This window comes from Allobosea sp. 10N428 (genome assembly GCF_056394545.1).
This window is the reverse complement of record NZ_JBFTIC010000013.1, coordinates 1-25,258: the sequence shown is the minus strand read 5'-3', so window position 1 is coordinate 25,258 and position 25,258 is coordinate 1. Positions and strand designations below refer to the sequence as shown.

At 62.9% G+C, this 25,258-nt stretch carries 23 protein-coding genes and 3 pseudogenes; 14 read left to right on the top strand and 12 right to left on the bottom strand.

The features are described 5' to 3' along the window. Positions 1-56 precede the first annotated feature (56 nt). From AC1DDA_RS25055 to AC1DDA_RS25045, 3 genes are read left to right on the top strand one after another with little or no spacing between them, the layout of a single operon-like run. Entirely contained in the window at positions 57-1,733 is a 1,677-nt protein-coding gene (locus AC1DDA_RS25055; protein ID WP_476797837.1) for a peptide ABC transporter substrate-binding protein, read from the top strand. A gap of 30 nt (positions 1,734-1,763) precedes the next feature. Continuing rightward, positions 1,764-2,717, top strand: coding sequence for an ABC transporter permease (locus AC1DDA_RS25050; RefSeq protein WP_476797812.1), 954 nt, complete (start codon positions 1,764-1,766; stop codon positions 2,715-2,717). Beyond that, positions 2,717-3,601, top strand: a complete 885-nt coding sequence (locus tag AC1DDA_RS25045; protein WP_476797811.1) for an ABC transporter permease — start codon at positions 2,717-2,719, stop codon at positions 3,599-3,601. Before AC1DDA_RS25050 ends, AC1DDA_RS25045 begins: the two co-directional genes overlap by 1 nt. A gap of 470 nt (positions 3,602-4,071) precedes the next feature. On the opposite strand, the gene htpG is transcribed toward AC1DDA_RS25045, so the two are convergent. The 5 genes from htpG to groES all read right to left on the bottom strand — a co-directional run bounded on the left by htpG (position 4,072) and on the right by groES (position 8,672). Continuing rightward, complete coding sequence (gene htpG / locus AC1DDA_RS25040) at positions 4,072-5,961, bottom strand: molecular chaperone HtpG (RefSeq protein WP_476797810.1); 1,890 nt, start codon at positions 5,959-5,961, stop codon at positions 4,072-4,074. Positions 5,962-6,066: 105 nt separating this feature from the next. Then, complete coding sequence (locus AC1DDA_RS25035) at positions 6,067-6,333, bottom strand: hypothetical protein (RefSeq protein ID WP_441514062.1); 267 nt, start codon at positions 6,331-6,333, stop codon at positions 6,067-6,069. Positions 6,334-6,389: 56 nt separating this feature from the next. Beyond that, on the bottom strand, positions 6,390-6,590 hold the full coding sequence (locus tag AC1DDA_RS25030) for a hypothetical protein (RefSeq protein ID WP_441514063.1): 201 nt from the start codon (positions 6,588-6,590) through the stop codon (positions 6,390-6,392). A gap of 85 nt (positions 6,591-6,675) precedes the next feature. After that, on the bottom strand, positions 6,676-8,301 hold the full coding sequence (gene groL / locus AC1DDA_RS25025; protein WP_476797809.1) for a chaperonin GroEL: 1,626 nt from the start codon (positions 8,299-8,301) through the stop codon (positions 6,676-6,678). A gap of 56 nt (positions 8,302-8,357) precedes the next feature. Next, positions 8,358-8,672 (bottom strand): co-chaperone GroES, encoded by a 315-nt coding sequence (gene groES, locus AC1DDA_RS25020; protein ID WP_112765056.1) that lies wholly within the window; start codon positions 8,670-8,672, stop codon positions 8,358-8,360. 262 nt (positions 8,673-8,934) lie between these two features. On the opposite strand from groES, the gene AC1DDA_RS25015 reads away from it, so the two are divergent. Next, the gene (locus tag AC1DDA_RS25015; RefSeq protein WP_441514065.1) at positions 8,935-9,204 is read left to right on the top strand and encodes an usg protein; all 270 of its coding nucleotides are present in this window, start codon (positions 8,935-8,937) and stop codon (positions 9,202-9,204) included. Between the two features lie 84 nt (positions 9,205-9,288). Next, a complete protein-coding gene (locus AC1DDA_RS25010) occupies positions 9,289-9,696 on the top strand; it encodes a DUF982 domain-containing protein (protein ID WP_476797808.1) in 408 nt (135 codons plus the stop codon). Positions 9,697-10,016: 320 nt separating this feature from the next. On the opposite strand, the pseudogene AC1DDA_RS25005 reads toward AC1DDA_RS25010, so the two are convergent. After that, positions 10,017-10,486: pseudogene (locus AC1DDA_RS25005) on the bottom strand (transposase); the annotation flags it as partial. 317 nt (positions 10,487-10,803) lie between these two features. Between AC1DDA_RS25005 and AC1DDA_RS25000 the strand changes: the two are divergent. Together AC1DDA_RS25000 and AC1DDA_RS24995 are read left to right on the top strand one after the other, a co-directional pair. Continuing rightward, a complete protein-coding gene (locus tag AC1DDA_RS25000) occupies positions 10,804-11,790 on the top strand; it encodes a GlxA family transcriptional regulator (RefSeq protein WP_476797807.1) in 987 nt (328 codons plus the stop codon). Between the two features lie 66 nt (positions 11,791-11,856). Then, on the top strand, positions 11,857-13,698 hold the full coding sequence (locus tag AC1DDA_RS24995; protein WP_476797806.1) for a putative bifunctional diguanylate cyclase/phosphodiesterase: 1,842 nt from the start codon (positions 11,857-11,859) through the stop codon (positions 13,696-13,698). Positions 13,699-13,745: 47 nt separating this feature from the next. Here the strand turns inward: AC1DDA_RS24995 and AC1DDA_RS24990 are convergent, their stop codons facing one another. Next, a complete protein-coding gene (locus tag AC1DDA_RS24990) occupies positions 13,746-14,699 on the bottom strand; it encodes an NAD-dependent epimerase/dehydratase family protein (protein ID WP_476797805.1) in 954 nt (317 codons plus the stop codon). Between the two features lie 92 nt (positions 14,700-14,791). On the opposite strand from AC1DDA_RS24990, the gene AC1DDA_RS24985 reads away from it, so the two are divergent. Then, positions 14,792-15,712 (top strand): LysR family transcriptional regulator, encoded by a 921-nt coding sequence (locus AC1DDA_RS24985; RefSeq protein ID WP_476797804.1) that lies wholly within the window; start codon positions 14,792-14,794, stop codon positions 15,710-15,712. Between the two features lie 185 nt (positions 15,713-15,897). On the opposite strand, the gene AC1DDA_RS24980 is transcribed toward AC1DDA_RS24985, so the two are convergent. Continuing rightward, positions 15,898-16,473 carry a mechanosensitive ion channel family protein gene (locus AC1DDA_RS24980; protein WP_476797803.1) on the bottom strand — a complete coding sequence of 192 codons (576 nt, stop codon included), beginning with the start codon at positions 16,471-16,473 and terminating at the stop codon, positions 15,898-15,900. 58 nt (positions 16,474-16,531) lie between these two features. Between AC1DDA_RS24980 and AC1DDA_RS24975 the strand changes: the two genes are divergently transcribed. Then, on the top strand, positions 16,532-16,717 hold the full coding sequence (locus AC1DDA_RS24975; RefSeq protein WP_476797802.1) for a response regulator transcription factor: 186 nt from the start codon (positions 16,532-16,534) through the stop codon (positions 16,715-16,717). Positions 16,718-17,084: 367 nt separating this feature from the next. Here AC1DDA_RS24975 and glnQ read toward each other — a convergent pair. Continuing rightward, positions 17,085-17,184: pseudogene (glnQ, locus tag AC1DDA_RS24970) on the bottom strand (glutamine ABC transporter ATP-binding protein GlnQ); the annotation flags it as partial. A 156-nt stretch (positions 17,185-17,340) separates the two neighbouring features. On the opposite strand from glnQ, the gene AC1DDA_RS24965 reads away from it, so the two are divergent. The 5 genes and pseudogenes from AC1DDA_RS24965 (at position 17,341) to AC1DDA_RS24945 (ending at position 21,146) form a co-directional block, all read left to right on the top strand. Further along, the gene (locus tag AC1DDA_RS24965) at positions 17,341-17,514 is read left to right on the top strand and encodes a hypothetical protein (protein ID WP_476797801.1); all 174 of its coding nucleotides are present in this window, start codon (positions 17,341-17,343) and stop codon (positions 17,512-17,514) included. A 799-nt stretch (positions 17,515-18,313) separates the two neighbouring features. Next, positions 18,314-18,736, top strand: coding sequence for an ester cyclase (locus AC1DDA_RS24960; protein ID WP_476797800.1), 423 nt, complete (start codon positions 18,314-18,316; stop codon positions 18,734-18,736). Between the two features lie 19 nt (positions 18,737-18,755). Then, entirely contained in the window at positions 18,756-19,187 is a 432-nt protein-coding gene (locus AC1DDA_RS24955) for a MarR family winged helix-turn-helix transcriptional regulator (protein WP_476797799.1), read from the top strand. A 25-nt stretch (positions 19,188-19,212) separates the two neighbouring features. Then, positions 19,213-19,909 (top strand): annotated as a pseudogene (locus AC1DDA_RS24950) (aldehyde dehydrogenase family protein). A gap of 652 nt (positions 19,910-20,561) precedes the next feature. Beyond that, on the top strand, positions 20,562-21,146 hold the full coding sequence (locus AC1DDA_RS24945; RefSeq protein ID WP_476797798.1) for a DUF6647 family protein: 585 nt from the start codon (positions 20,562-20,564) through the stop codon (positions 21,144-21,146). Positions 21,147-21,517: 371 nt separating this feature from the next. Here the strand turns inward: AC1DDA_RS24945 and AC1DDA_RS24940 are convergent, their stop codons facing one another. From AC1DDA_RS24940 to AC1DDA_RS24930, 3 genes are read right to left on the bottom strand one after another with little or no spacing between them, the layout of a single operon-like run. Then, positions 21,518-23,356: a TniQ family protein gene (locus AC1DDA_RS24940; protein WP_476797797.1), complete on the bottom strand. Its 1,839-nt coding sequence runs from the start codon at positions 23,354-23,356 to the stop codon at positions 21,518-21,520. Beyond that, entirely contained in the window at positions 23,353-24,423 is a 1,071-nt protein-coding gene (locus AC1DDA_RS24935) for a TniB family NTP-binding protein (protein ID WP_476797796.1), read from the bottom strand. The genes AC1DDA_RS24940 and AC1DDA_RS24935 overlap by 4 nt, the downstream gene beginning before the upstream one ends. Before the next feature lie 2 nt (positions 24,424-24,425). Further along, positions 24,426-25,001 (bottom strand): Mu transposase C-terminal domain-containing protein, encoded by a 576-nt coding sequence (locus AC1DDA_RS24930; RefSeq protein ID WP_476797836.1) that lies wholly within the window; start codon positions 24,999-25,001, stop codon positions 24,426-24,428. Positions 25,002-25,258 lie beyond the last annotated feature (257 nt).

Genomic DNA, 25,258 nt, shown 5'->3' with positions numbered 1-25,258 from the left:
TGCTCGATCATCAGCCGGAAGCGACCGCCGGGCGCTTTGGAAGGGGAGATAAAAATATGACGATCAACCGGGCTGGCTGGCCATTTGACCTCAATCGCCGTGATCTATTCGGGCTTGGCGCCGGAGCACTCGCTGCTGCCACTAGCTTCGGCGCGCAGGCTCAGACTTCAGGCAAGCCCAATCCCCCGCCCCCCGCGAAGCCGAAAGGGGTGGTCGTCGTCGGCCTTTCGCAGGAGCCAGTCGCGTTCAATCCTCTGATGCCTGGCGTGGAAGTCGACGAGGTCGTCTGGACGAGCGTGTTCAACTCGCTCTGGGTCGCAGAGCCGGATGGCAGCCTCAAGCCGGATCTTGCGGTCGAAGTTCCGAGCGAAGCGAATGGCGGCATTGCTGAGGGCGGTCTCGCCTGGACGGTGAAACTACGCAATGACGTAAAGTGGCACGATGGCACGCCGTTTACCGCCGAGGACGTCAAGTACTCGCTCGAACTGATCAACACTCCCGGCTTCAAGGCCCGCACGCGCGTCGGCCACGCCTTCGTGAAGGACATCGTGGTCAAGGGGCCGCACGAGATCGCCTGGCGAATGGAGAAAGCCTACGCGCCATACCTGGCGATGCTCGCCAACACGCACATCGTGCCCAAGCATATTCTCGGGAAGGCAGGGGATCCGAACACGGCGGCGTTCAACAACGCCCCCGTAGGAACCGGCCCTTTTCGCTGGGGCACGCGCCAACCCGGCGACAACATCACGCTCGTCGCAAACGAGAGTTATCACGGCGACGGACCCTATCTCGAAAAGGCCGTACTGAAATACGTACCGGACATGACGGCGCTCTACGCCCAGTTCCGCACCGGTCAGGTCGACCTCGTCATCATCTCGGGCATTCCCGCCAACTTCTACCAGGAGGCGATCAAGCTTCCGGGGCGAAACGTGGCGGTCGCGCCCAGCGGCAACCTCGAAATCATCATGCCGAACCTCGGCAACAAGGCCTTTGCCGAGAAAGCGGTGCGCCAGGCGCTCTACGCTGCGATGGACAAACAGGCCATCATCGACGCGATCTATTACGGCGTTCCGAAGCCGACAGAGTCGTTCGCGCCGCGGGAGTCCTGGGCTTTCAACCCGAACCTGCCGGCTCAGAAGCGCGACCTCGACAAGGCCAACAAGCTTCTTGATGACGCGGGCTGGAAACGTTCCGGCTCGGGCACGCGGATGAAGAATGGCGTGCCACTCGAATTCGCCGTTTCGACGACGACGGGCAATCAGCTCCGTGAACAGTGCCAGCAGCTCATGCAGCAGGATTGGCAGCAGATCGGCGCCAAGATGACGATCAACAACATGCCCGCGGCCGTCATCTGGGGCGAGTTCTACGTTCGATCGAAGTTCGAGTCCTTGCTGGTCGGGACGACCTTCCGGACCGGCGTCGATCCCGACCCGGCCTCGCGCTTCGCTTCCGACGCCATCCCGGTCAAGGGCGGCAGCGGCGGCAACTACATGCAGTGGGAGAACGCCGAGGCCGACGCTCTGATGAAGCAGGGCCAGGAAACGTTCGATCAAGAGAAGCGCAAAGCAATCTACCTGAAGCTTCAGGAGATCGTCCGCGAGGAGCTGCCGATCCTGCCGATCTTCCAGTACGCGCCGATCGAGGGCGTCAAGGAAGGCCTCATCGGCTATCGCCCCAACATCAACCAACGCCAGAACGCCTGGAACATGGGCAGCTGGTACTGGGCGAAATGACCTGATGAGCAAAGCTGGGAGAGCGGTGTCTTGATCGGATTTCTCATCCGTCGCCTGGGCCAATCGCTGTTGCTGCTGCTCATCGTCTCGATGATCGGCTTCGCAATCTTGCATCTGGCGCCCGGTGGCCCGCTGTCCCAGTTCGCCGCAGGCGGCGAGATGACCCAGGCCGATCTGGACCGCATCGCGGAACAGCTCGGCCTGAACCGCCCTCTGCCGGTTCAATATGCGGAATGGCTATGGCGCATGCTGAGTGGCGATTGGGGGCGCTCTTACCGCGATCAGCAATCCGTGCTCCATGTGATCACCTCCCACCTGGGCGCGACGCTCGAATTGATGCTGACGTCAACGTTGCTCGCGATGGCGATCGGGGCCTGGGTCGGCATCCTTGGAGCGATCAAGCGCTATTCGTTGTTCGACGCGATGGCGACCGTCGGGGCGATGGTCGCCCTCTCGATCCCGACCTTCTGGTTCGGCCTCGTCGTGATCTACGTCTTTTCTGTCGGTCTCGGCTGGCTCCCGGCCGGCAACCGCTACACGGTCGGCGACGGCTCTCTGCTCAACCAGCTGCATCACCTGATCGGGCCCTGCATCGTGCTGGCCCTGGTTTCAACGGCGGTCTGGAGCCGATACATGCGCTCCTCGATGCTGGATGTCGTCAACCAGGACTACATCCGCACGGCTCGTGCCAAAGGCGTTCCCGAGCGTCAGATCCTGGTGCGGCACGCACTCCGGAACGCGTTGCTCCCGATGATCACCATCACCGGTCTGCACGTTCCAACGTTGCTATCAGGCGCCCTGGTGACGGAGACCGTCTTCGCCTGGCCTGGCATGGGGCGCCTGTTCCTCGATTCCATCAGCTATCGCGACTACCCCGTCGTAATGGGCATTCTGATGTTCTCAGCGGTTCTGGTGCTCCTGGGTTCATTGATCGCTGATCTGCTTTACGGGGTCGCTGACCCCCGTATTTCCGGGAGCCGGTGATGAGCGGCGCGCCATTCGTGAGCGAGGTTTCGCTCGGCCCGGCCCCGGGTTTCTGGACCAGCCCTGGTTTCCGGCGGTTCCGTCGTCACAAGCTGGCCGTCTTCGGTACCGTCACGATCGTCTTGCTGACGCTCGCCTGCGTGTTCGGTCCCATGCTTCTGCCTTATACGGACACCTTCATCGACATTCGCTCGCGCTTCGCAGTGCCTTTCTCAGGTCCGCACATTCTGGGAACCGACCCGCTCGGTCGCGACATTCTCGCCCGTCTCCTGATGGCAGGCCGCATCTCGCTCGCGGTCGGCTTCTCCGCCATGCTCATCGCAATGTGCATCGGCATTGTCGTCGGAATGGTCGCCGGCTTCTATGAGGGGGCCGTTGGCGCAGTCCTCATGCGCTTCGTCGACGCGATGCTGTGCTTTCCATCGATCTTCCTGCTGCTGGCGATTTCGGCGCTGGTCTCGCCTTCGGTGCCGTCAATCGTCCTCCTGATCGCCATGACATCCTGGATGGAGGTCGCGCGCGTCGTCGAGGCTCAGATCCGATCCCTCAAGACCCGCGAGTTCGCCCAGGCTGCCGTCTCCTTCGGCGCCAGCAGCCGGCGCATCATGCTGCGGGAGTTGCTGCCCAATGCCGTGGCGCCCATCGTCGTTGCAGCCACGCTGAATGTCGCACACGCGATCCTTGCCGAGAGCTATATCTCGTTTCTGGGCTTCGGCATCCAGCCGCCGACTCCGAGTTGGGGTAACATGCTTGAAAGCGCACAGAGCTATCTGACCAGCGCCCCTTGGCTCGCGATCATCCCCGGTGCCGCAATCACGCTCGCGGTGACATCGTTCAATTTTATTGGCGACGGACTACGGGACGCTTTGGATCCGAAACTTTAAGTTCGAACTCGCGCGGCCTGCCGACGCGGCTAACGTCCGCTTTCCAGCGGCAGCCCAATGTCAGGAAGCGGCGCAGCGTCGACATGACTTAAGCACGCCCCCTCTTCCGATGCTGTCGCGGTGCAACGCCGAAGCGCCTCAGACGTACGGGTCGATGATCGAATCCTCGTCGAGACAATCATCCGTCATTCCTTCCAGGGAAAGACGGACTGCTTCGGTCTCCTCTGCAGGCCAGCATTCGCCGCAGCTGCAGCAAAGACACCACGAGCGAGCAACTGCCACCAATCCTCGCTGGCAACTGCCAATGCCGCTAGGAGCTAGCCAGCACTCAGCGCCAAGAGCCGACTTCAACTCAGCGCCAGGAAGCGGACTATGCACGCGCTAGCAGCGCAGCGGAAAGCTCCCCCGCTCGCCGCGCTGCTAGACCGAAGAAAGTAGGTAGGACCTGTCCGCGCTCATCTCAAATTGCATCATTCAGCCTTTGCCGTGGCTCTCGCGACCACTCTGCCAACCCGTTCGGCGAAACCGCTCGCATCGGCGGGGGGCTCGCCATCGAGCACGCGGGCGGTGTCGAGGAGAAGATGAGCGATGTCAGCGCGCAGGGCACCATCTTCGATAGACGCGACGGCCGAGACCATCGCATGGCGCGGGTTGACCTCGAGGATCGGCTTGGCCGCGCTTTCGACACGGCCCGCGGCGCTGAGCAGGCGTTCGAATTGGCGATCCGGCCCCTTGTCCGACGCAACAAGGCAGACCGCGCTCTCGGTCAATCGGTCTGAGGATCGGACATCCGCGACCTCCTCGGCCAGAATCTCCTTCATCGACGTGAGAAGAGAGGTGATCTTCTCGTTCGTTTCTGCGGAAGGAGGCGCCGCGCCGTCGAGCAGCGGGATGAGACCGAGATCGGCGGCACCTTGCGTCACCGACTTGAACGGCTTGCCTTCGAAATCCGGCGCGGCCGACGCCCAGAAGCTGTCGATCGGATCGGAGAGAAGCAGCACCTCGATACCGCGCGCCCGGAAGCCTTCGAGCTGCGGGGAGCTGGCGATCCGGGAGGCATTGTCGCCGGCGATGTAATAGATCGCCGTCTGGTTCTCTTTCAGCGCACCGACATAGTCCTTCAGACTACGCCAGCTTTCACCTGAAGCCGTCGTGCGGAAGCGCGCGAGGCTTAGAATTTGATCCCGGCGAGCGAAATCCTCATAGAGCCCTTCCTTGATGACGACGCCGAAATTTTCCCAGATCAGCCGGAACGTGTCCGGATCCTGCTCGGCCAGCTTCGCGAGATCGGAGAGGACACGGTTGGTGACGCCCTTTTTGATCGCGCCGAGCAGCGGGCTGTCCTGGATCATCTCGCGGGAGACGTTGAGCGGCAGGTCGGCGGTGTCGACGATGCCGCGTACGAAGCGCAGGTAGCGCGGCAGGAGTTCGGCCTCGTCCGTGATGAAGACGCGCTTCACATAGAGCTTGATCCGCCCCTTGCGGTCGGCGTCGAAGAGGTCGAAGGGGCGCGCACCCGGGACGAAGGCCAGCGCTGTATATTCGTGCAGGCCTTCAGCGCGAAAATGGATCGTAGCGGCCGGCTCGTCATATTGCCCCGCAACGCTGCGGTAGAAATCGGCGTATTCGTCCTTGGTGATCTCGCTCTTGGGCTTGGTCCAAAGCGCGGCCCCGTCGGAGAGGGCGACGGCGTCTGCTCCCGGCTCCGTAATGAGTGAAATCGGGATGGGCACATGGCCGGACTGTTCTTTGACGATGCGCTCCAGCGTCCAGCGCTCGGCATAGGACTTGGCATCCTCCATCAGGTGAAGCGTCACGCGCGTCCCGCGAGACGGAGCCTCGTCCAGCGCCGCTGGCGCCACCGTGAACTCGCCCTTGCCGTCCGAGGACCAAGTCCAGGCTTCGGCGCTGTCGGCCCGGCGGCTGACGACCTCGACCTTCGCGGCGACCATGAAGGCGGAATAGAAGCCGACGCCGAACTGGCCGATGAGCTGCGCGCCGTCCTTGCCATCGGCGGTCGCGACCCGCTCCATGAAGCTACGCGTGCCGGAACGGGCGATCGTGCCGAGGGCCTCGATCATCTCGTCATGGCTCATGCCGATGCCGTTGTCGGCAATGGTCAGCTTGCCGGCCTCCGGTTCGGCCGAGATGGTGATCGCAAGCTTAGGCTCTTCTCCCAGAAGCTCGGGCTTGCCGATCGCTTCGTAGCGCAGCTTCTCGCAAGCGTCGGCTGCGTTCGAGATCAGCTCGCGCAGGAAAACGTCCCGGTCGGAATAGACCGAATGCACCATCATATGGAGCAGGCGAGAGACGTCGGCTTCGAAGCTGCGATGCTCGGCTGTGGTGGCGGTCGTTGTCATCGGGGTTTCTCGAAGAGACGGGGCGGCAGGGAGTTCCTGGCAGAGAGCGATATCCCGCGGAAACGCGGCAAGCTAGCCGGTCGGGGCGACGATTGGGAGCGGAACTCATCGGCTCCCCGACGCTTGTCGGTTGGAAAGCGTCCTGATCAGAGCAAGTATGGCGTTCAACCGCGCGGTCGCGAACTCGCCCGCGCCGGGCAATTGGGCCTCGACATGGGCGGCGACGGTCTGCCAACTTGCCGATCCATCCCGTGTCATGACGGCCAAGAGGTTATCCTTCAATCCATATGTCGCGCTTTCGGCGTTGGTGATGAGAGCCTTGAAGTGGTCGGAAGGGGCGATGTCCTTAGGTTGCTGCGGGCCGTCGGTCATGTCGGATGCCAGATGCGATTGAGACGAATGCAGGGGCTTTCCCGGGGGGCTCTCGACTAGGCTTTCTCGCGAAACCGATCGATCGCACGCTCTGCGAGATCATCCTCGTCGAGCGCCAGAGGAACCAGCGAAGCAACGATATATGCGAGGTTGTTTCGCTCGTGTTCGCGAGAGCCTTCCGGAAGCGACGGCTTGAGTTCGGCCCATGCCTTTTCGAGTGCGGCCTCGGCACGGGCCAGATCGACGGGATCGGTCAACGTTGAAAAGGGCATGGCTTTGCCTCGGCGTGCCGGGAGATCGCGGCGCTGGAAGAGGGCGCCGCCGAAGCGGCGCCCTCCATGCTCAATAGTCCATGCCACCGGCGGGCATGGCCGGCGCCGGATCCTTCTTCGGCGCCTCGGCGATCATCGCCTCGGTGGTGATCAGCAAGCCCGCGACCGATGCCGCATCCTGGATCGCCGTGCGCACGACCTTGGTCGGGTCGATGATGCCGGCTTTGACCAGATCGCCATATTCGCCGGTCTGGGCATCGTAGCCCCAGGCGTAATCCGTAGACTCCAGCAGCTTGCCGACCACGACCGCGCCATCCCCGCCGGCATTCTCGACGATCTGGCGGGCCGGGGCAGTGATCGCCTTGCGGACGATCTCGATGCCGGTCTTCTGGTCTTCATTGCTGGGCACGACACCTTCGAGCGCCTTGACCGCGCGCAGGAGCGCGACGCCGCCGCCGGGCAGAATGCCTTCTTCCACCGCAGCGCGGGTCGCGTTCAGGGCATCGTCGACGCGATCCTTCTTCTCCTTGACCTCGACCTCGGTCGCGCCGCCGACGCGGATCACCGCGACGCCGCCGGCGAGCTTGGCCAGACGCTCCTGCAGCTTTTCGCGGTCGTAGTCCGAGGTGGTATCCTCGATCTGGGCCTTGATCTGGGCTACGCGGGCGTCGATCTCGACCTTCGCGCCGGCCCCGTCAACGATGGTCGTGTTCTCCTTCTCGATGCGGACCTTCTTGGCCCGGCCGAGCATGTCGAGTGTGACGGTCTCCAGCTTGACGCCGAGATCCTCGCTGATCGCGGTGCCGCCGGTCAGGATCGCGATGTCCTCCAGCATGGCCTTGCGGCGGTCGCCGAAACCCGGAGCCTTGACGGCAGCGATCTTGAGGCCGCCGCGGAGCTTGTTGACGACGAGCGTGGCCAGGGCCTCGCCCTCGACATCCTCCGCCACGATCAGCAGCGGCTTGCCAGTCTGCACCACCGCTTCCAGTAGCGGCAGCATCGTCTGGAGTCCCGAGAGCTTCTTCTCGTGGATCAGGATGAAGGGGTCTTCCAGTTCCGCGACCATCTTCTCCGTGTTGGTCACGAAGTAAGGCGAGAGATAGCCGCGATCGAACTGCATGCCTTCGACGACGTCGAGCTCGGTCTCGGCTGTCTTGGCTTCCTCGACGGTGATGACACCCTCGCTGCCGACCTTCTTCATCGCCTCGGCGATCATCTCGCCGATCGTCCGGTCGCCATTGGCGGAGATGGTACCGACCTGCGCGACCTCCTCCGAACCGGTGATGGTCTTCGAGTGCTCGCCGAGCGACTTCGTAATCGCTTCGACGGCTAAATCGATGCCGCGCTTCAGGTCCATCGGATTGATGCCGGCGGCCACCGCCTTGGCGCCTTCGCGAACGATCGCCTGGGCGAGCACGGTCGCCGTCGTCGTGCCGTCGCCAGCCGCGTCGTTCTGCTTCGATGCCACCTCGCGGACCATCTGGGCGCCCATGTTTTCGAACTTGTCGGAAAGCTCGATCTCCTTGGCGACGGTGACGCCGTCCTTTGTGATCCGAGGCGCCCCGAACGACTTCTCGATCACGACGTTGCGGCCCTTGGGACCCAGCGTGACCTTCACGGCATTCGCCAGCGTGTCGACGCCGCGCAGCATCCGCTCGCGCGCGTCCTGCGAAAACTTCACGTCCTTCGCAGCCATGATTCCTCACTCCTTCAGACTTGAGGTTTCAGGTTGATGATGGGGATGAGGCCCCGTCAGGCGGCCTTCTTGAGGGCGGCAGTCGTCTCGACGACGCCCATGATGTCGGATTCCTTCATGATCAGAAGGTCCTGGCCATCGATCTTGACCTCGGTGCCGCTCCATTTGCCGAAGAGCACGCGGTCGCCGACCTTGACGTCGGGCGGCACGAGCTTGCCGGTCTCGTCGCGTGCGCCGGCGCCGACGGCGACGACCTCGCCCTCCTGCGGCTTCTCCTTGGCGGTGTCGGGGATGATGATCCCGCCCTTGGTCTTCTCCTCGGCGTCGATGCGCTTCACGACGACGCGGTCATGCAGTGGCCGAAACTTCATGAGTTCCTCCGGTTTCCATGTCGGTCACATGTCAAAGCGGGTCGGCCCTGTTCGGGTCTCGCGGCGAGGTTCCGCGCGCCCCTGAGGCGCCGTGCCCGCGCGATGATTTGGGTTGCCCGATTTTTGCCTTCAAGAGGCCGGCAGCACTTTTTTTGATTGAGTGCTAACAGGCTGAAAAGGCAGCGCAAACGCAACTTTTTGGCTTGCCAAGGCGTTGGAAACGCGCTGCCATCGGGACAGTGAAACCTGGGAGCTGAAAGGAATGGTTTCGACAGACTTCGCCCGCCAGATCGCCGGCTACGGATTGACCACCGCCGGGATCCTATACCGCTTGCCCGACCACCCTTCGATCCTGCAGGAGTACATCTGGCAGGACTACGACCTCGCCCCGCGCTTCCCCGAGCTCAACAAGTTCCTCGCCTTCTGGCAGACCAAGCTCGACGGCAAGCTGTTCCGCATCACCGTCGCGCACAAGGACCTGATCGGCCCGGCCGACCTCAGTGCGGTGAGCGGCGAATTCCGGCTCCAGTAGCGACGAGTTGCGCTTCGTCCCGATCGATCGCTGCAAGGGCTTGATCTGAGCAAAACCCTCACCAGAATCAGGGAGCCGCCGATCATGACAATCGGCTCGATGCGGGCGGCAATCAACCAAACCGGATCCATGTTGCTTCCAGGAGGATATGGCTATGGCAACGTTGGCAATCGCTCCTCGTTCGGGGAGGACTGCATGATGACATCAGACGACTTCGAGAGGCCGGTCGTGATCCTGACCGGGCTCGGGTATCCGGCGGCAATCGCCTCTGCGATGGAGGCCTACATGTTCCTGGCCGACTTGCCGATCAGCAGGCGAGATGCGGTCCACGGCTTTGCGCTGAAGGCTTGCCTGGCGGCGATCCGCGGCGAGATCGAACCGGATACGGCGCGCGGCTTGTTCGCGTCATGGGCGGAAAAGCACGAGCTTCTCGCGCCCGACGTCGCCGCATTCGCCGGCAGCCGGAGGGAAGGCTCGCGCGGCCACGCCTGATTAAGGGCCCGACCTCGCTTTAGCGAGGCCGGGCTCTTCGTAAGCTGGGTCTCCGCAGGCGCCCGCCGGTTTGTGTACGCCATGCGCCGATACCGTTCTCTAACGGGTCAAGGTCTGGCAGCTTTGTCATGAGCGGTTGATGCCGTTGGGTGCCTGCGTTCTCTGCGTACTCTTTGGCACTCGATGGGGTCAGCTGGGCGCAAAATTGGCTAGTTGAAAGCGCAGTCGGCCGACATTGGGCAGCGGCATGCTACGGAATCGGCGCCATCATCTGCTCCCTCCCTCGGACGTCGCTCCTTGGGAGCTCGTAGCGACTTAGCCTCGACATCGACGATGACGGCATGGTCGAGATCGATCAGATAGTTGGTGCATAGGCGAACCGTCCATTGCGCCGGCGGATCGGAGCGCGGAACTTCGGATCAGCCCTTCCGCGATGCAGCGCGGGACGGTCTTCTCGAACAGCTCGTTTAGGAGATCGTTCTCACGAAAGCGGCCATGCCGGTTCTTCGAGAAAGTTCGAGTGGTCGGGAACATCGCCCTCCAGCCCAAGTCGCCAAAACCAGCGATAGGCCAGGTTCAGATGGACCTCGTCACAGAGCCGACGCTCCGAGCGGATCCCGAAGCAGTGCCGATGAGCAGCATCCGGATCATCGGCTCGGGATCGACCGAAGGCCGGCCCATCTCGCTGTAGAACGGGCGCAGATGCGCGCGAATCTCCGAAAGTTCGACGAAGCGATCGATAGCGCGCACCCAATGCTCACGCGGCGTAAAACAGAGCTTCTTGCGCCACCCGCCGCTCGCCCCTCGTCGCGCCGCCCTCCGTTAGGACGACTGAATCAGGATTTCACAGCCGCAGCAAAGCCACCATTCCAAGTTTGCCGAAAGCGACAATTCCTGAGAGGATGACAGCATGACGGCAAGAGGATGATCACCTGCGTACGTGAGTGTCAATCGCGGGGGGGCCTCTGATTTTCTTGAGCAGCCCCGCTTAGCCGGAATTGGCCGGCGCCATCGCAGCATGCGTCAGAAGCCACCACGTAGACCGACTGGCTGCTGCGGGCTGGCATATCGCCATATCCCAGTCAGCGCTTCTCGAGGAATATCCACGTGCGGGTCATCATCTTCGCGCCTTCCGACGTTCACTCGCTGGAACTCGCGGGCTTGATGGACGTGTTTGCCGAAGCGAACGCGCGTGTTGCCGAAGGTTTCTACGAGGTCGGTATCGTTGCGGAAGAAAACCGCCCGCTCCGCTGCGGGTCGGGACTGAGAGTTTTGCCCGACTCAGACTACCTTATGTGTCCGAAGGATCCCGACACCCTTCTTGTGGCTGGAAGCGTGGGCATACCCAATGCCCCCGGCAAGGGCATGATCGACTGGCTCTCACGCGCAGCCCCGCAGACGCGACGTTACGGCTCGGTCTGCACGGGAGCTTTCCTGCTTGGTGACGCAGGACTTCTCGGCGGACGCCACGTCGCAACGCACTGGCAGTATGCGCCTCTCCTCGCCCAACGCTTCCCAGAAGCGAAGGTGGACGGAGACCGGGTCTTCATCCGGGATGGCCCCATGGTCACGTCCGCCGGATCGAGCGCGGCGATCGATCTCGGCCTTTCGCTCGTCGAAGAGGATCTTGGCCGGGACGTTGCGCTTTATGTCGCCCGCCGTCTGGTTGTGTTTCTGAAGAGGCCGGGGGATCAGTCTCAATTCAGCATGCATCTGGCGGCGCAAGGTGTCGACCGCAGTCGCCTCTACAAGGTCCTGCAGTACATCCTGAACCACCCGGCTGCTGATCTGTCCGTCAACGCCTTGGCGAAGATCGCGGCAATGAGCCCGCGCAACTTCACGCGGGTCTTCACCCAGGAAGTGGGAACCTCGCCGGCCGAGTATGTCGATCTCACACGGATCGATGTCGCGCGCTTTCTGCTCGAAGGCAGCCGATTATCGATCGATTCTATCGCCGCGAAATGCGGTTTCGGCTCGGCGCGGGCGATGCGTCGCGCCTTTCTTGCGCATCTCGGAGCGATGCCCTCGGACTACCGCGATCGGTTCCGGACATCTGGAGACGGGTCGAGACCCACTATGTCCGAAATCGGCTGACGGTTGTCTCGAAACCGCCGTGCCCGCGGATTGCCCGGCTACGGGCAACAGCGCCATTGCTTGGGTATGAAGGAGTTCAAGGGACTGAAGCCGTTGGAGTTCATGAAGTTCGCGCCGGGACCCTGCGCTGGGAATGGGGATCTCGGCTCGGACGCGCTGCTCCGCTCGATTCTGCCGCCGCTCGTCGAGGAATTCTCCGACGGTGTGGCGATCGCCCGGGTTTCCGGGGGGAACGGACCGCTTCTCTACGTCAACCGGGCCTTCGAACGTCTAACGGGGTATGCGCGTCACGAAGTGCTCGGGAAGGATTGCCGGTATCTACAGGGCAATGAACGCCATCAACCGGAAGTCGCCCGCATCGGAGAGGCCATCAGGGCCACCGAACCGGTGGACGTCACGCTTCGCAATCATCGTAAAGACGGGTCGGTCTTCTGGAACAACCTCAGCCTTAGACCTTTCACCGTCGGTGGCGAACTGCTCTACCTTGGTATTCTTCGCGACGTGTCGGCGACGCGCCAGACAGAGATCGCCCTCGATCGCGCTGCAAACCTCGACGTTGCAACAGGCTGCCTCAACCGTCAGTCGTTCATCGTTAGCGTAGAAAGGCACTTCGCGACATGTGCCGGCCCAGTGCTGTTCGTGAAGTGCGACATCATCGGCTTCCACGACATCAACGCCGGGTACGGCTATGACGTCGGGGACGCCCTGCTGATGGAAACCGGCCGCCGGCTGCGCGGGACCGGGGCTGCTCTGGTCGCTCGGATCGGCGCCAACGAATTCGTCCTGGCCTTCGAACTGACCGATGAGGCCAGCGGGCCACCGATCGTGGCCGAGGTTTGGGCCGCTCTCGCCCCCGATTTTGTGATCCCTGGGGCACATGTTTCCCTGCGTTTCGCCATCGGCTATGCGCTCGGCCAACCCGACGGCAACTTGATCACCTTGATCCGGAATGCCGGCGCAGCGCTGCACGCGGCAAAGGCAGCTCCGCTGAGCGGGCCTCGCCGGTTTCAGCACGCCGATGAAGAGGAGGCGCGCAATCGGGTCCGAATGACCCGCGAGTTGAGAGCCTCTCTCGCAAAGGATGAGTTCATCCATCACTTCCAGCCCCAGGTCGATCTCGCGACAGGCCAATACGTAGGTGCGGAAGCCTTGATAAGGTGGAATCACCCCCTGTTTGGTATCGTCCCGCCAGGCCGATTCATCGAAGCGGCGGAGCGCAGCGGCGTGTTGCTCGACCTCGGCGAACGTGGGCTTGCCGCCGTTGCCGCCTTTGCGCGCAGGATCAACGAACACCGGGATAAACCGCTGCGCTTTTCCGTGAATGTGTCCGCGACCGAGTTTTTGCATCGCGACATGGCGGAAGTTGTCGACCGTGTTTTACGACAGTCCGGCGTCCGGCCGGACTTGCTGACACTCGAAATCACCGAAAGTATGTTTCTCAATGACACGCCCGGCGTGCTGGAGGCGTTCCGCCGGCTGCGGAATCTCGGCGTCGGCCTCTCCGTCGATGATTTCGGGACCGGATATTCCAACCTTCGGTCCCTTGAGGCGTTTCCTGTGACCGAGATCAAGATCGACCGGAGCTTTGTCGGAGGCCTGACCGCCAGCCCTTCGAAGACGGTCATCGTCCGGGCCATCATTGACTTGGGGCGCGCCCTTGGACTCACCGTCGTAGCGGAGGGCGTAGAGACGGAAGCTCAGCGAGTGCTGTTGAAGGGCATGGGCTGTCCAATCGGCCAGGGCTTTTTATTCGGTCGCCCTGAGGGCGGCGAAGGTTTTGCCGCGAACCTGCGTCGGGAATCTCCCGACGACTCGACACATCGCGCAATGAGCGATGGCTCCTTTCGAGCCAAGACATCATTCGGCTCTCTGGGCACCCTTCATTCCCCACGCGGCGACAAATCCTGACGGAGCGCGCCAGGAGTAGACGTTGGCATGCTGCCCGAAACCGGACGTCAGCGCGGACCAGCCAATGCCTCCGAAAGGCAGCCTACAGCCACCAGTGTTGTGCGAAGAGCGTCTTCAAGTGGCGTGTGCGGCTCGGGGCCGATCGTCTCGATGAGGCTCTGGTTGTCGAGGCGCACGCCGTGTGTCCAGAAGGGGCGCATCTCGAACAGTTCGCGCATCGTGACATCGAACAGGCCCGCGATGGGAAGCACTGGCCACGGGAAGGGCCAGATCCGCGCCGAAGTCCTCCCTGCTGCGCGAAGTACCGCCCGAGCGAAGGAGCGGCCGTCGGCATCCCAGTACCCCGCGAAGTGGTAACGCGCGAAGGGCGGCAGCATGTCCTGCCGATGGAGAAGCCGCGCGAAGGTCTCCGCAACGTCCGGCAGATAGGCCCAGGCGTGCCCGGCACCGCGGCGCGAGGGTGTCATCACGCGATTGACCGGCTTGCCGGGCTGGATCATCCCCTGCGAGAGCCAACTGTTGCCGGGTCGAGGTCCGAAGAAGTCGCCAGCGCGCAGAATGAGCGCTCGCAGCCCCGGCGTCCTCCGCATCCGTTCCTCCATCTCGCGCCGGATCGCACCCTTGCGGGTCTGGGGCCGCTGCGGCGCATCCGGATAGGCGACCGGCATTTCGGCCGGATCATAGTTGTAGATCGTGCCCGGCAGGGTCAGCCGCGCGCCGTTGGCGAGGGCGGCGGCGATGCTGTTGTCGAGCATCGGCATGACCAACTTGTCCCAGTCACGATAGCCGGGCGGGTTTACGGCATGCACGATGGCCTCGACATCCTCGGCGGCCGCGAGAACGGTGGCCGGATCCAGCGCGTCGCCGACCCGCCAGTCGATCCCGTCGCCGTGACGGGGCGTGCGGCTGAGGCCGCGCACCTCCCAACCGTGGGCGATCAGGGCCCGTGCCGTCTCGCCGCCGATCCCGCCGCTTGCGCCGAGTACCAAAGCCTTCCGCATGGGTCATCTCCCTTCGAGTTCCGGAAGAGAGATGCGCTGTCTGAGGTCGGAAGGAAATTGCCGAACTTTGACGGTCAGCCTATCATAGTTTGATGAGCTGGGATGACGTGCAAGCCTTTCTCGCCGTGTTTCGAGAAGGCAGTTTGACGGGTGGAGCCCGCGCACTCGCGCTTGCTCAACCGACTGTACGACACAGGATCGAGGCGTTGGAGCGCCAGGTCGGCACGGCACTTTTCACCCGAACTCCTACAGGCCTGACGCCAACGGAGACCGCTTTGACGCTCTTTGGCCATGCCGAGGCGATGAGCCATGCAGCAGAAGCCCTGCTGCGCACCGCATCCGGCTCAGCCCGTGAGATAGCCGGCGTGGTGCGGGTCTCCGCCAGTGAGGTGATCGCGATTGAGGTGCTGCCACCTATCGTCGCCCGGTTGCGCGAGGCCTATCCGGAGCTGGTCATCGCGTTAAGCCCGAGTAACCGCAACGAGGACGTGCTGCGGCGAGAGGCCGATATCGCCGTGCGGATGGCGCCGACGGCGCAGGACGGCCTGGTCGCCCGTCGCATTGGGGCCATCGCGATCGGCTTGCACGCTCACCGCGACTATCTGGACCGGACCGGATGGCCACGCGACCTCGCCGATGTGATCGCGACCGGCCTGATCGGGCTTGAGCATGACGATGCCATCTTGAAAGCATTACGTGCTGCCGGCTCGCCGCTCGCGATGGCTAGAACCGTCTTTCGCAGTGACAATCATCTGGCGCATCTCGCAGCGATCCGGGCAGGCGTCGGCTACGGCTTGTGCCAGGTGCCGCTCGCGGCACGTGACGGCGCTCTCGTTCGCCTATTCCCTGACGACGCCACCTTCGACCTGGAGACCTGGATTGTCACGCACGAGGACCTTCGCTCAATCCCACGGATCAGCGCCGTGATGGAAGCAATACGGGATGGGTTGAGACACTACATCCGCGGCGGTGAGCCGGCGGCGTGCGTGTCGTCACGACCGACATGCCCGTAACCATATGTCTCGAACGTTGAAATGGCCCACGACCGCCCGCTTTCACCATGAAGCAACCGAGCCGCCGGATTGGGCGGCGTGCGCAGATCGGGCGAAATTGCCTTGCGGCTGGCTGGGGCGCTGCCTGCGTCGGGCCGCGGCCGGATACGTACTGAGCTTCTCGGGCGCCTCCAGCCGCACCAAGATCAGTCTCTATCGACGACCGTTGAGCCAGACTCAGATCGCGGCATCGTGCCAAAGCCCTGCGTCGTAGCTGCCACTGCTCCGGCGGCGGCATCCGCATGACCCGTTGCGCCATGCACCACCACCGAGTGCGACGCAAAGGCGATGCCGCGCTCGCCGAACACTTTTACGATCCTCTTCAAGGCCTCTCGCTGGATCACGGTTGGTTTTCCCGGCCGAACCGTGAATTTGAAGCGCACCACAAGAGCCGCCTCCTGAATGTCGACGACACCCTGCATCTTGAGCGGTTCGAGGAATTCGGGCGCGAACTCCGGATCGGCCAGCAGCTCTTCGCCGATCTTCTTGACGGTCTTGCGCACCACCTCGGGATCGACATCGCGTGCCAGGCGCAAATTGAATTTGACCATCAGCCAGTCGCGGCTGCTGTTCGTCACGGAGCCGAGCTGGCCGAACGGAACCGTATGCACCTGGCCGTGCTGGTGGCGGAGGCGGACGGATCGAAGTGAGATGCTCTCCACCGTCCCCTTGAGTTGTCCGGCCTGGATGTATTCGCCGATACGGAAGGCGTCATCCGCCATGTAGGTCCTGCGAGATGCCGGTCGCGCAACAAAGCTTGCTCGGACGCACGTTGCCCAAATGACGCATCGCGAGCGAGAGGTTATGCTCGGCTTGGTAGCTGGCGAGACGAACAAGGAAATCGCACGACGTCTGGGCATTAGCCCCCGGACAGTGGAAACTCACCGTGCACATGTCATGGAGCGGCTGGGCGCAAGAACTCTGTCGCAAGCGGTGTTGCTGGCTGCCTCCACCGGCCTCCTATAGGCACGAACCTCCAGATGAGGCCGATCTCCGTTTGCGCCCAACCGGGATAGCGACCTGATTTGCAAATGAAGCTCGCTACAGGTGCCCGTCCGTATTGCTGTGTTGACCTTCGTCTGGAACTCGATCCGACGCGGTTGTCGCGATCCATTCGGGACCGCGCGCGTATATCTCCGGACATCGAGGTTGGCCCCGCGCAAAACGCCTGCCTATCATGGCGGCCGCGCTTCACTTGAGTTCGGTCGACTTCGCTCGGCGAGCCTCGCTTATCGAACGGCGGTATTCGCTCGGCAATCTCGCGCTTCGACATCGGCACACTGGGCTATGTCTTCGACATCGTGCTCAATCGTCGTCCCTTCGGAGCAAAGCAGCCGCATGGTGTCCAGCACTTCGCCCACGAGCTGAGGGTCGAGAGCGGACGTCACTTCGTCGAGCGGCATATAGTCCGGCGACATGGCGAGCGCGCGTGCTCGTGAAATGTACATTTCAGTCAGGAAGAGGCCTTTTTCCGTCATTGTAAGAGAGCCCGTCATCAGGTCAGCGGCGATGAGGGCGCGCCCCCCTTCCGCTTCGCCCCTTGACCACGCGTCCAGCGTGCGCTCCGCTAGGGCATCTGGGAGGAATCGATGGCAGACGAGACCCCCGAACATCAGCTAGCCAGAATAATAGCTGGGCCGCTTACGCCAGCGATGCAAAAGGTCGTCGACGAGCAAAACGCGAAGATGCGGCAGCTGACGAAGGATGCGCTCGCGAAGACCGTCAAGGACATAGAGAAGCGCCCCAGCAGCAAGTTCAAATAACCGGCCCGCACCGCAGCCGGGCCGGGGGGTATGCGAGCGTCAGCGCGCGAATTGACCCGCGATCGAGCCAAGCAGTGCGAGCGCTCCAAGCGGGGACAGGCTTCTGCCTGTTGATTGGCGGATCGTAGGTATGGATCATGCGCCGCTCAGCCCGAAGCTGATGGGATCCCCCAGCGTCGGGCGGTGAATCCACACCTCGATGGCGCTTCGGGTTGGCGATGAGAAGTCGCCCGAGCCGGAATGGACGTTGCCGGAAGGCGCGTATGTCAGGACCAGGCCGAAGCGACACCCTTTGACCGCGCCGCAGCGGGGTTCGGCGTTCGTTCACGAAAATGACGTAACGTCATGGCGTTTCCTGGACGAAAAGCGCGACTCAGTGCCGCCCGCCGCGTCCTCTCCGTTGTACGCGGCGGGCAGTACTCCTACCAATCGTGCCGCTCGCCGCCGAACTGGGCTTGAAAGGCCCAAGCATGAGCCTCGTTGCGAAAGCTAGTGCGCACGCGGCGCGAGTGCGGGTCCATGGTAATGCGCACCTGGTGAGGAATCTTCCACTCGATCAGGTAGTCCAGTCCAGACCGGTCTCGTCATCAGGGCGATGCGGTCCGCACCGTTCACGCTTCCTCATACGCGGCCTTCACATGGGAGGCGCTGAAATAGCTGCAAATCCATTGCCGATGTCGCGTATGGCGGGATCACTGTCGCGAAAAATGACCTTTGTCGTTGGCCGGGCAAACCGGCGTCCCCAGCCTATTGCGATTATACAGTATATCTGTATAATTATGACATGCAGGAGGATCGCATGTTGCTGGATTATGCAAAGACTGTGGTGCGGCGCTTCAACGAGCAGGTGATAATGGGTGGGGATCGTCAGGTTTTTGAAGCACTGATCGCGCCTGCCTTCATAAACCGCTCCGCGCCTCCGGGCTCTCCGAACGGGCCAGAGAGCATGTGGAACACCTTCCAGAACATACTGCGCCCGGCATTGGCGGGACTTTCCGTCACGATCCACGATCAGGTTGCTGAGGGCGACAAGGTGACCACGCGCAAGACCATCTCAGGCACGCATGTCGGTCCGCTGCTGGGCGTCTTGGCGACAGGCAAAGAGGTCAGCATCGAGGTTATTGACATCGTGCGTGTCGAAGACGGCCGCTATGCCGAGCACTGGGGCATCAATAACCTTCCAGCAGTGCTCTCCAGTCTGAAGCAGGCGAGGACGGATTGAAAACTGTGGGAATGATGCGGTGAGCGAGACCGAGGCACACCGGTTAGCGGAAGAATTGCGGCGAAGCGTCGGTAGCTTTGTTCGCGCAATCCGTCAGGGGGCCGGAACCAGGAAATCGGCGCAGTCTGAGACACTCGACATGCTCGGCCGGCTCGGACCGATGAACGTCGCGAAACTAGCGGAGACGCGCGGTGTCACCCACCAAACGATGCGGATCGTCGTTGCGCAGTTGCAAGAGGCCGGGCTGGTGACCCTAGAATTCGATCCATCCGATCGCCGCAGCCGATTGGTGTCAGTGTCCTCCGTTGGCCGTGACGCACTCGTGGAGGAGAGGCGATCGCGCACATCGCATATCGCTGGTTTGATACAACGTCGTCTCTCTGCCGAAGAGCGCGACGTCCTTCGCGCCGCAACGGCGATCCTTAATCGCTTGGCTGCGCCTATGTCGTAAGTCGGTCCGTGAGCGACATTTCGCAATGAGTGGTGCTGCATCGCCTGGCCAGGGGCCACTTCGCGTGAGGCAGGTACTGAACATCGTCTGGGGCGAGCCGGCGGCCATCTCGGACGTGCTGATCCGGCATCCGCTGGTCAAGAAGATCTCCTTCACCGGCTCGGTCGCGGTGGGCAAGCAACTGGCTGCGCGGGCCGGCCAGTACATGAAACGCACGACGATGGAGTTGGGTGGCCGCGGCCGCGGCCGTTTTGGCTGCGCAGAAAGTTCGGAATGCCGGGCAGGTCTGCATCTCGCCGACACGGTTTTATGTGCAACGCAAGGTGCATGACCGCTTTCTGTCGCAGCTTGTCGACGGCATGGCGATGGCGAAGACACGTGTCGGAGCCGGCTTCGAGGACGGAACCCAGATGGGTCCGCTTTGCCATGAGCGCAGGCTGAACGAGATGGAGACGCTGGTCGAGGACGCGCGCCAGAAAGGCGCCACCATCGCGCTCGGCGGCGAGCGGACGAGCAATCGCGGCTTCTTCTTCGCGCCCACAATCGTGGCTGGAGAAACGGAAGACATCCGCCTGATGAAGGAGGAGCCCTTCGGGCCGATAGCGGTGGTGTTGCCGTTCGAGGATTTTGAGGACGTTATCTCGCGTGCGAACGGCCTTCCGTTCGGTCTGGCATCCTACGTCAACACCGGATCGCATGCCCATGGTGAGGTGGCCGCATGAGCCTCGTCGAGCGCTTCGCGCCGGGCGCGGCCCCGCGAAGCATCGTCGCCGTCAGGATCGACACCTCATGGCGATGGCGCCGCGGCGGCAACCTGAGGAAGCAATGCCGGTCTCTGCCAGAGAGCGGGCGATCCTGTTCGGCCCGATGGCGGAAAGGGAGATTGCGGCGGTCCCGGATCCATTCATGCCCAGCCAGCAGCCCGGCCCCGGGCATCTCGATCGGAGCATCGCGCCGCCGTCCCGCGCCTCGCACGATCCCGCAGACCACGCCGCGCCCCGAAATACCCATAGCACGGCCCCGGACCGCGGGTTCCCCCCCAGGAGGCTCTCAGACGCGGGCCCACGAGGCTCGCCATCAACGCTGCGCAAGGGCCCGCATCTGAGACCCTTCACGAGGGCGGACGTTGGCTCTCTGCCGGAGAGCGGACATTCCGTGAGCAAGGCTTCCGCCGCCGAACGCCGACCAGCCGACCAGTCGCCTGGCACAGAGGAGCCGAGGGCGTTTGCTTGGATGACGAACCAGGGGCACAAGTCAATAGGGTTCCCCAGCGAGCCATGTTACCTTACGAAACCGCCGGCTTTGCCCAAGCCGAGCATGTGGCGGTGTCGACGGGCAGTTCGCAATTGACGGCATTTGCTGCGGACGAATGCCATGAAGTTCATCAGTCAGCGTTCGGTCGCGGTTGCCGCGTTGCTCATGGTTGCCGTGATCTTTGAAGCGCAGGCACGCGACGAGACGATCGAACGCCTGCGCCTAGGCTCAGGCTTCGAGATCGTCATCGGTGAGAGGCAACCCGATCCGGAAGGACCGCTGCTGGAGGCTCTTGCAATCTGGGTCGGTGCGAAGCTGAGGCAACCGGTGCCCGCCGCCTTGCCTAGGCTCGTATTCAAACCGAATAGCCAGGTCGCAGCATTGCGTCTCAAGCAATATGCGTCCGAGCTCGTGCAGCAGCGGGGGCGGCCGAGCATCATCTCAATCTACGACGCTCGCGAGAAAATCATCTACCTCGAAGAGGCGTGGAGCGGCGCAACGGCAGCGGATTTGTCCGTTCTTGTTCACGAGTTGGTTCATCACTTTCAAGAGGCACAACAGACCAAATTTGAGTGTGATGCTGCGCGGGAGGCGAAGGCCTTCGAACTGCAGGAAAAGTGGCTGAGATTATTCGGGGAATCTCTTGAAGAGGCATTCCAGATCGATCCATTCACACTCCTAGTCAGGACTTCCTGCGGAATGTGAGGATGTTTCAACCGAGCCTGACGCCATCGATCGGCTTTGTCTCCATTCGGTTTCGCGCCAGGTGCGGAATCTCCGGGCTCTAGCCGGGTTTGATCCGCCCGGTCTCGTCCTGAACAATAGGAAAGAGCTTAGAGCGCCGCTCGCCCGTTCGTCAGCGGGGAGTGTGCCTGCACCCATAGTTTGCCGCAAAATGGAAAATCGACTTTGAAATCATTGATGAATTTCTAGACCATGACAACGGCGATACCGCGATTGACGCAACAGCCTGCCGCAGTTTCAGGGACACTCGGGAGCCTGGCGCGACGCCGAAACGAAAAATGCCCCGAGGGAGGTCCCTCGGGGCATTGGCTTCTTGAGCAGAGTGCGAACGGCTAGGTCGGCAAATCGGCGCGACGGTAGAAGTGCCCCTCGAGGATATCGGGATCGAAGGCGAACCCGACACCGGCTTCGCGCAGAATCCGCATCAGCCCGCGCGACGCCACTCCGCGGTCTTTCGCAAGCTGGCTCAGGCTGACGAAGGTCGACTGAAAATCAGCAAGGTCGCCGGGCATAACGATCGTCTGCGGGCATCGGTTCGTCGGGTTGATTGCTTCCCGGGCGGGCAGGTGGCCATCACGGAGGAGGGCCTTCACCGCGTTCGTCCCCGTCAGGAGACGCTTCTCGACCTGCCTGAGGGAAATGCCACCATGGTCATCGAGGCGGACGCAGCTCCTGACCTCGTCGACGTTGACGATGGCCGAGAGATAGCCGGTCTCGCCTTCCAGCTTGCCCACCCATCGCAACCTGCCGTCCAAGATCAGCTTCACGATCTCGGCCGCTGAGCAGCAAGCGTGCCGTCCGGCATCGGGAAGGTTCGCTTGGTCGGACGAGAGCACTGCGACGGGTTCCGCGCCATCCAGCAAGCGGGAGAGGAAGGTGTCGAGTTCGGCACGGGAAAACGCGTGAGTGTGGACCGTCTCGTTCCCGCCCTCCACGAACGGCTCGATGAAGCCCTGCTCGAAGAGCATGCGGATCTGTACCCGGGGTGCGTTCAGGTATTCACCGGCCGCCTTGAGTGACATTGAACTCGCCGCTTCGCCCAGCCAGTCGGCCGCGAGCTCGGCAGGAAAAACGATGCGGTCGTCCGTCAGAGCCAGATCGTCATCGTTGATCACGCCCAGCTTCCAAAGGAGCTTACGGAGGCGCTTCGGATGACATCCGGTTTCACGCCAGGCAGACCGGATCGAGTGGATCCGCCGAACGGCGACGGGTTCGCCGAAGATGACATCGCCGGGCCCCAGCGGCATCGTCTCGATGCAGCGTTCTCGAAAGATCGTCCGAAAGCGATCGTAGACCGGATCGTCGTCCTCGTGAGCGAGCCACTCGTAGAAGCGGCCATATGTGGCCCGCAGGCCCCAGTCATGAGCCGTTGACGCCCTCCGCAGGTCATCGATCAGATCGACGAACGTCGCGGCTCCGCCGATCAAGATCTCATAGCCCGCACCGCCGGCCTTCGACCATTCGCTGGCCGACATCGCTTCTGCGCGAAAGCGAGGACCGAACAGGGCTACGGCTCCGAGCATCTCGCTGATGCGCGCCGCCGCGTACCAGGGCAGGTCGTCCGCTGACGCTGTCGGCTCGCGGTCCTTCGCCCAGAGCCGCTCCAGCAGATAGCGCTCCAGAGGGGTCTCCGGCAGAGCCGGTGCGGTTTCAACCAATTGATCAAGATCCGGAGCGGTTTCAACGATCGCGCGGGCGAAGTCGTAAGCGCGAACTCCGGCGCGGGTCCCCTCAAGGCAGACGAGGGCAATCCCATGCCTCGAGCAGGACCGAACCGACGCGAGTGACCAAGCGGCCCGGGCGAACATCCGCAAGGCCGGCGGCCCACCATGCTGCGCGGCATCCTCCTGAAGGCAGGCGGGGCATACGTGAATCCGCTCGCGCCGCAAGCTCGCCTTGCGCAGCGTCTGACCGTTCAGGAAGAAATCATCCCTGGTGCGAACCAGGGCGTAGGGAGAGAGGGCCCCCTCCGGCAGGTCGCCCAATCGCTCGAGGCGGCTCAGCCCTTCCGGCTTGCCATGTGCGAGATCGTACACATCGAAGTTCATGTCGTGGCAGAAGTCACGGAGCGACGGGCAGCCATGGAGAGCCGCAAGGCGCGACGCAAAGCTGGTTGGCGTCTCAGCCTGGCCGAGAGGGAGATTCATCGCGAGTTGATGGTGCATGTTCATTTCGCCCTCCTTTTGCGGGTTTCAGACTGGTCGGGAACGTCTGCGGTGGAGTCGGCCGGGGCGGGCACGGCGATCCCCGTCGGCACGAATTCCCAGTCACGGACCAAGAAAATGTTGGCGTCGTCGGCGCAGCCGGTTGCCGCGCGGATCGCGAGCGCAAAGTGCTCCGAGCTGAGGCTGCGCGACTGAGAAACGATGGCCTCTTCCGCGGCCGAGCGGCAGATCTGCACGATGCGACCAAACTGTCCCTCTGCCGCCCGGCAGAGGCGAGCGAGGAACTCGTCGCTGTCCAGCCCTTCCGTCGGAAGGCAAGCGCCGTTCGTCGCGATCTTGTCGACGATGTAGCGCAGGCGCTTGACGCCCCGGGGGAAGGTCACGGCATCGAAGCTGTAGAAGCGGCAGCGCCTTCCGAGCTGGACGTCGCGGTGGGCGAATTGAACGAGAGAAGGGAGGCCGGACAGAACCAGGCAGACCGGCCAATCCGGTTGTTGCATGACGTTCTTGAACGTGTCGCTCAGCTTCTGAATATCGGGTTCATTCATGAGGTGCACGGCATGCTGCGCTTCATCGATGTGCACGATCCGGACCTTGCGAAGGCGAAGCTGCTCGCGAACCCTGTTCCACGCGACGTTTTCGCGGACGTCCCGCTCGATCGGATAGCCGAGCACCCGCAGCAGCTCGACGCCGAGCTGCTTCAGAGTACAGGGGGAGGGCGCGGTGATCGACACGATCGGCATCGACCTGCCGATAGGCAGGTTCTCCGGCAGCAGCTCACGTCGACCTTCGATGATCCTGCGGAGGGCTTGGCTTTTCCCCGCGCCGCTTTCGCCGACAAGGACGAGCGCGCGCCCTTCGGCGCGGCGACCGTTGAGCATGAGCGACGACGTGTCGATCAGGCGCTCGAACTCGGCCTCCAGGGCGGTGTCGCGCGCCGACCGCAGATAGCCGCGATGCAGCCGCTCGAGTGCGGCGAGGCGGCGTGCGCGCTGCTCGGCAGCGGAGTGCTGGGAGAGCGCGATGTCGTCGTCGGGAAAATCGTCGTCGATGTCCTCAAAGGAATCCGTCATGGTCAGTCCTCCAAATCCATGTCGCCGTCGTCGGCGAAGTCATCGTCCTGCTCGTCGCTCTCGCCGGGGTCGTCATGGCCGAGGGCGGAATCGGTGAAATCGCCATCACCGGCGACGCCGAGCACGTCGTCATCGGTTGCGGGGGGCGCGGCCTCTTCCCGGATCCGGAAAGTGCGGAGCAGGTTCTGTTCGGCCGTCTTGAAATCGCTTTCCGTGATGACGGTCGGCTTCAGCTTCGCAGACCGGTGCGCGTTGCGAGCGATTTCGCGGATCGCCACGATCGCCTCGATGAGCGCGGGACGGGCGATGGCCGCCTGCGCGGCGAAGCGCTGGCGCAGCCGGGTGTTGGCCGCGATCCATTCGTCCGCGCTCACGCCCTTGGCAAAGTCCTCGACGCACTTGACCGAAACCCAGCCCGCCTTGGTCTGGATCGAGATTTCCCCGAGATCCTGCGGGTCGACGCGGATCTGAGCCTCGCGCTGATTGATCGTCCGCCGAAGCTCCTGGACGTCCCGGGACTGGTAATGCAGGCCAAGGAAACGCACCCCGCGTCCGCTGATCCGGCGGGCGGTGCGGATGCCGAAGACATTGCGCGCTTCGCTGGGGCTGGGGGCAGGGCGGACCGAGCATTCGCGAGCCAGGCGCTTCCAGGCGTCGAGAGGCGTTTCCCGGCCGAGACTGTGTTTCGGCGTGCAAGTTTGGGTCTGACGCAGTTCTGCTGACGCTTTGGGTCAWTGCGCGCCGATCAGACGGGCTTGGAGAAGATCGATCTTGCCGCGGCCGTACATTTGGCGTTTGACGAGCTTGAGCCGGGTGATCTGGCCCCTGGCCCTCG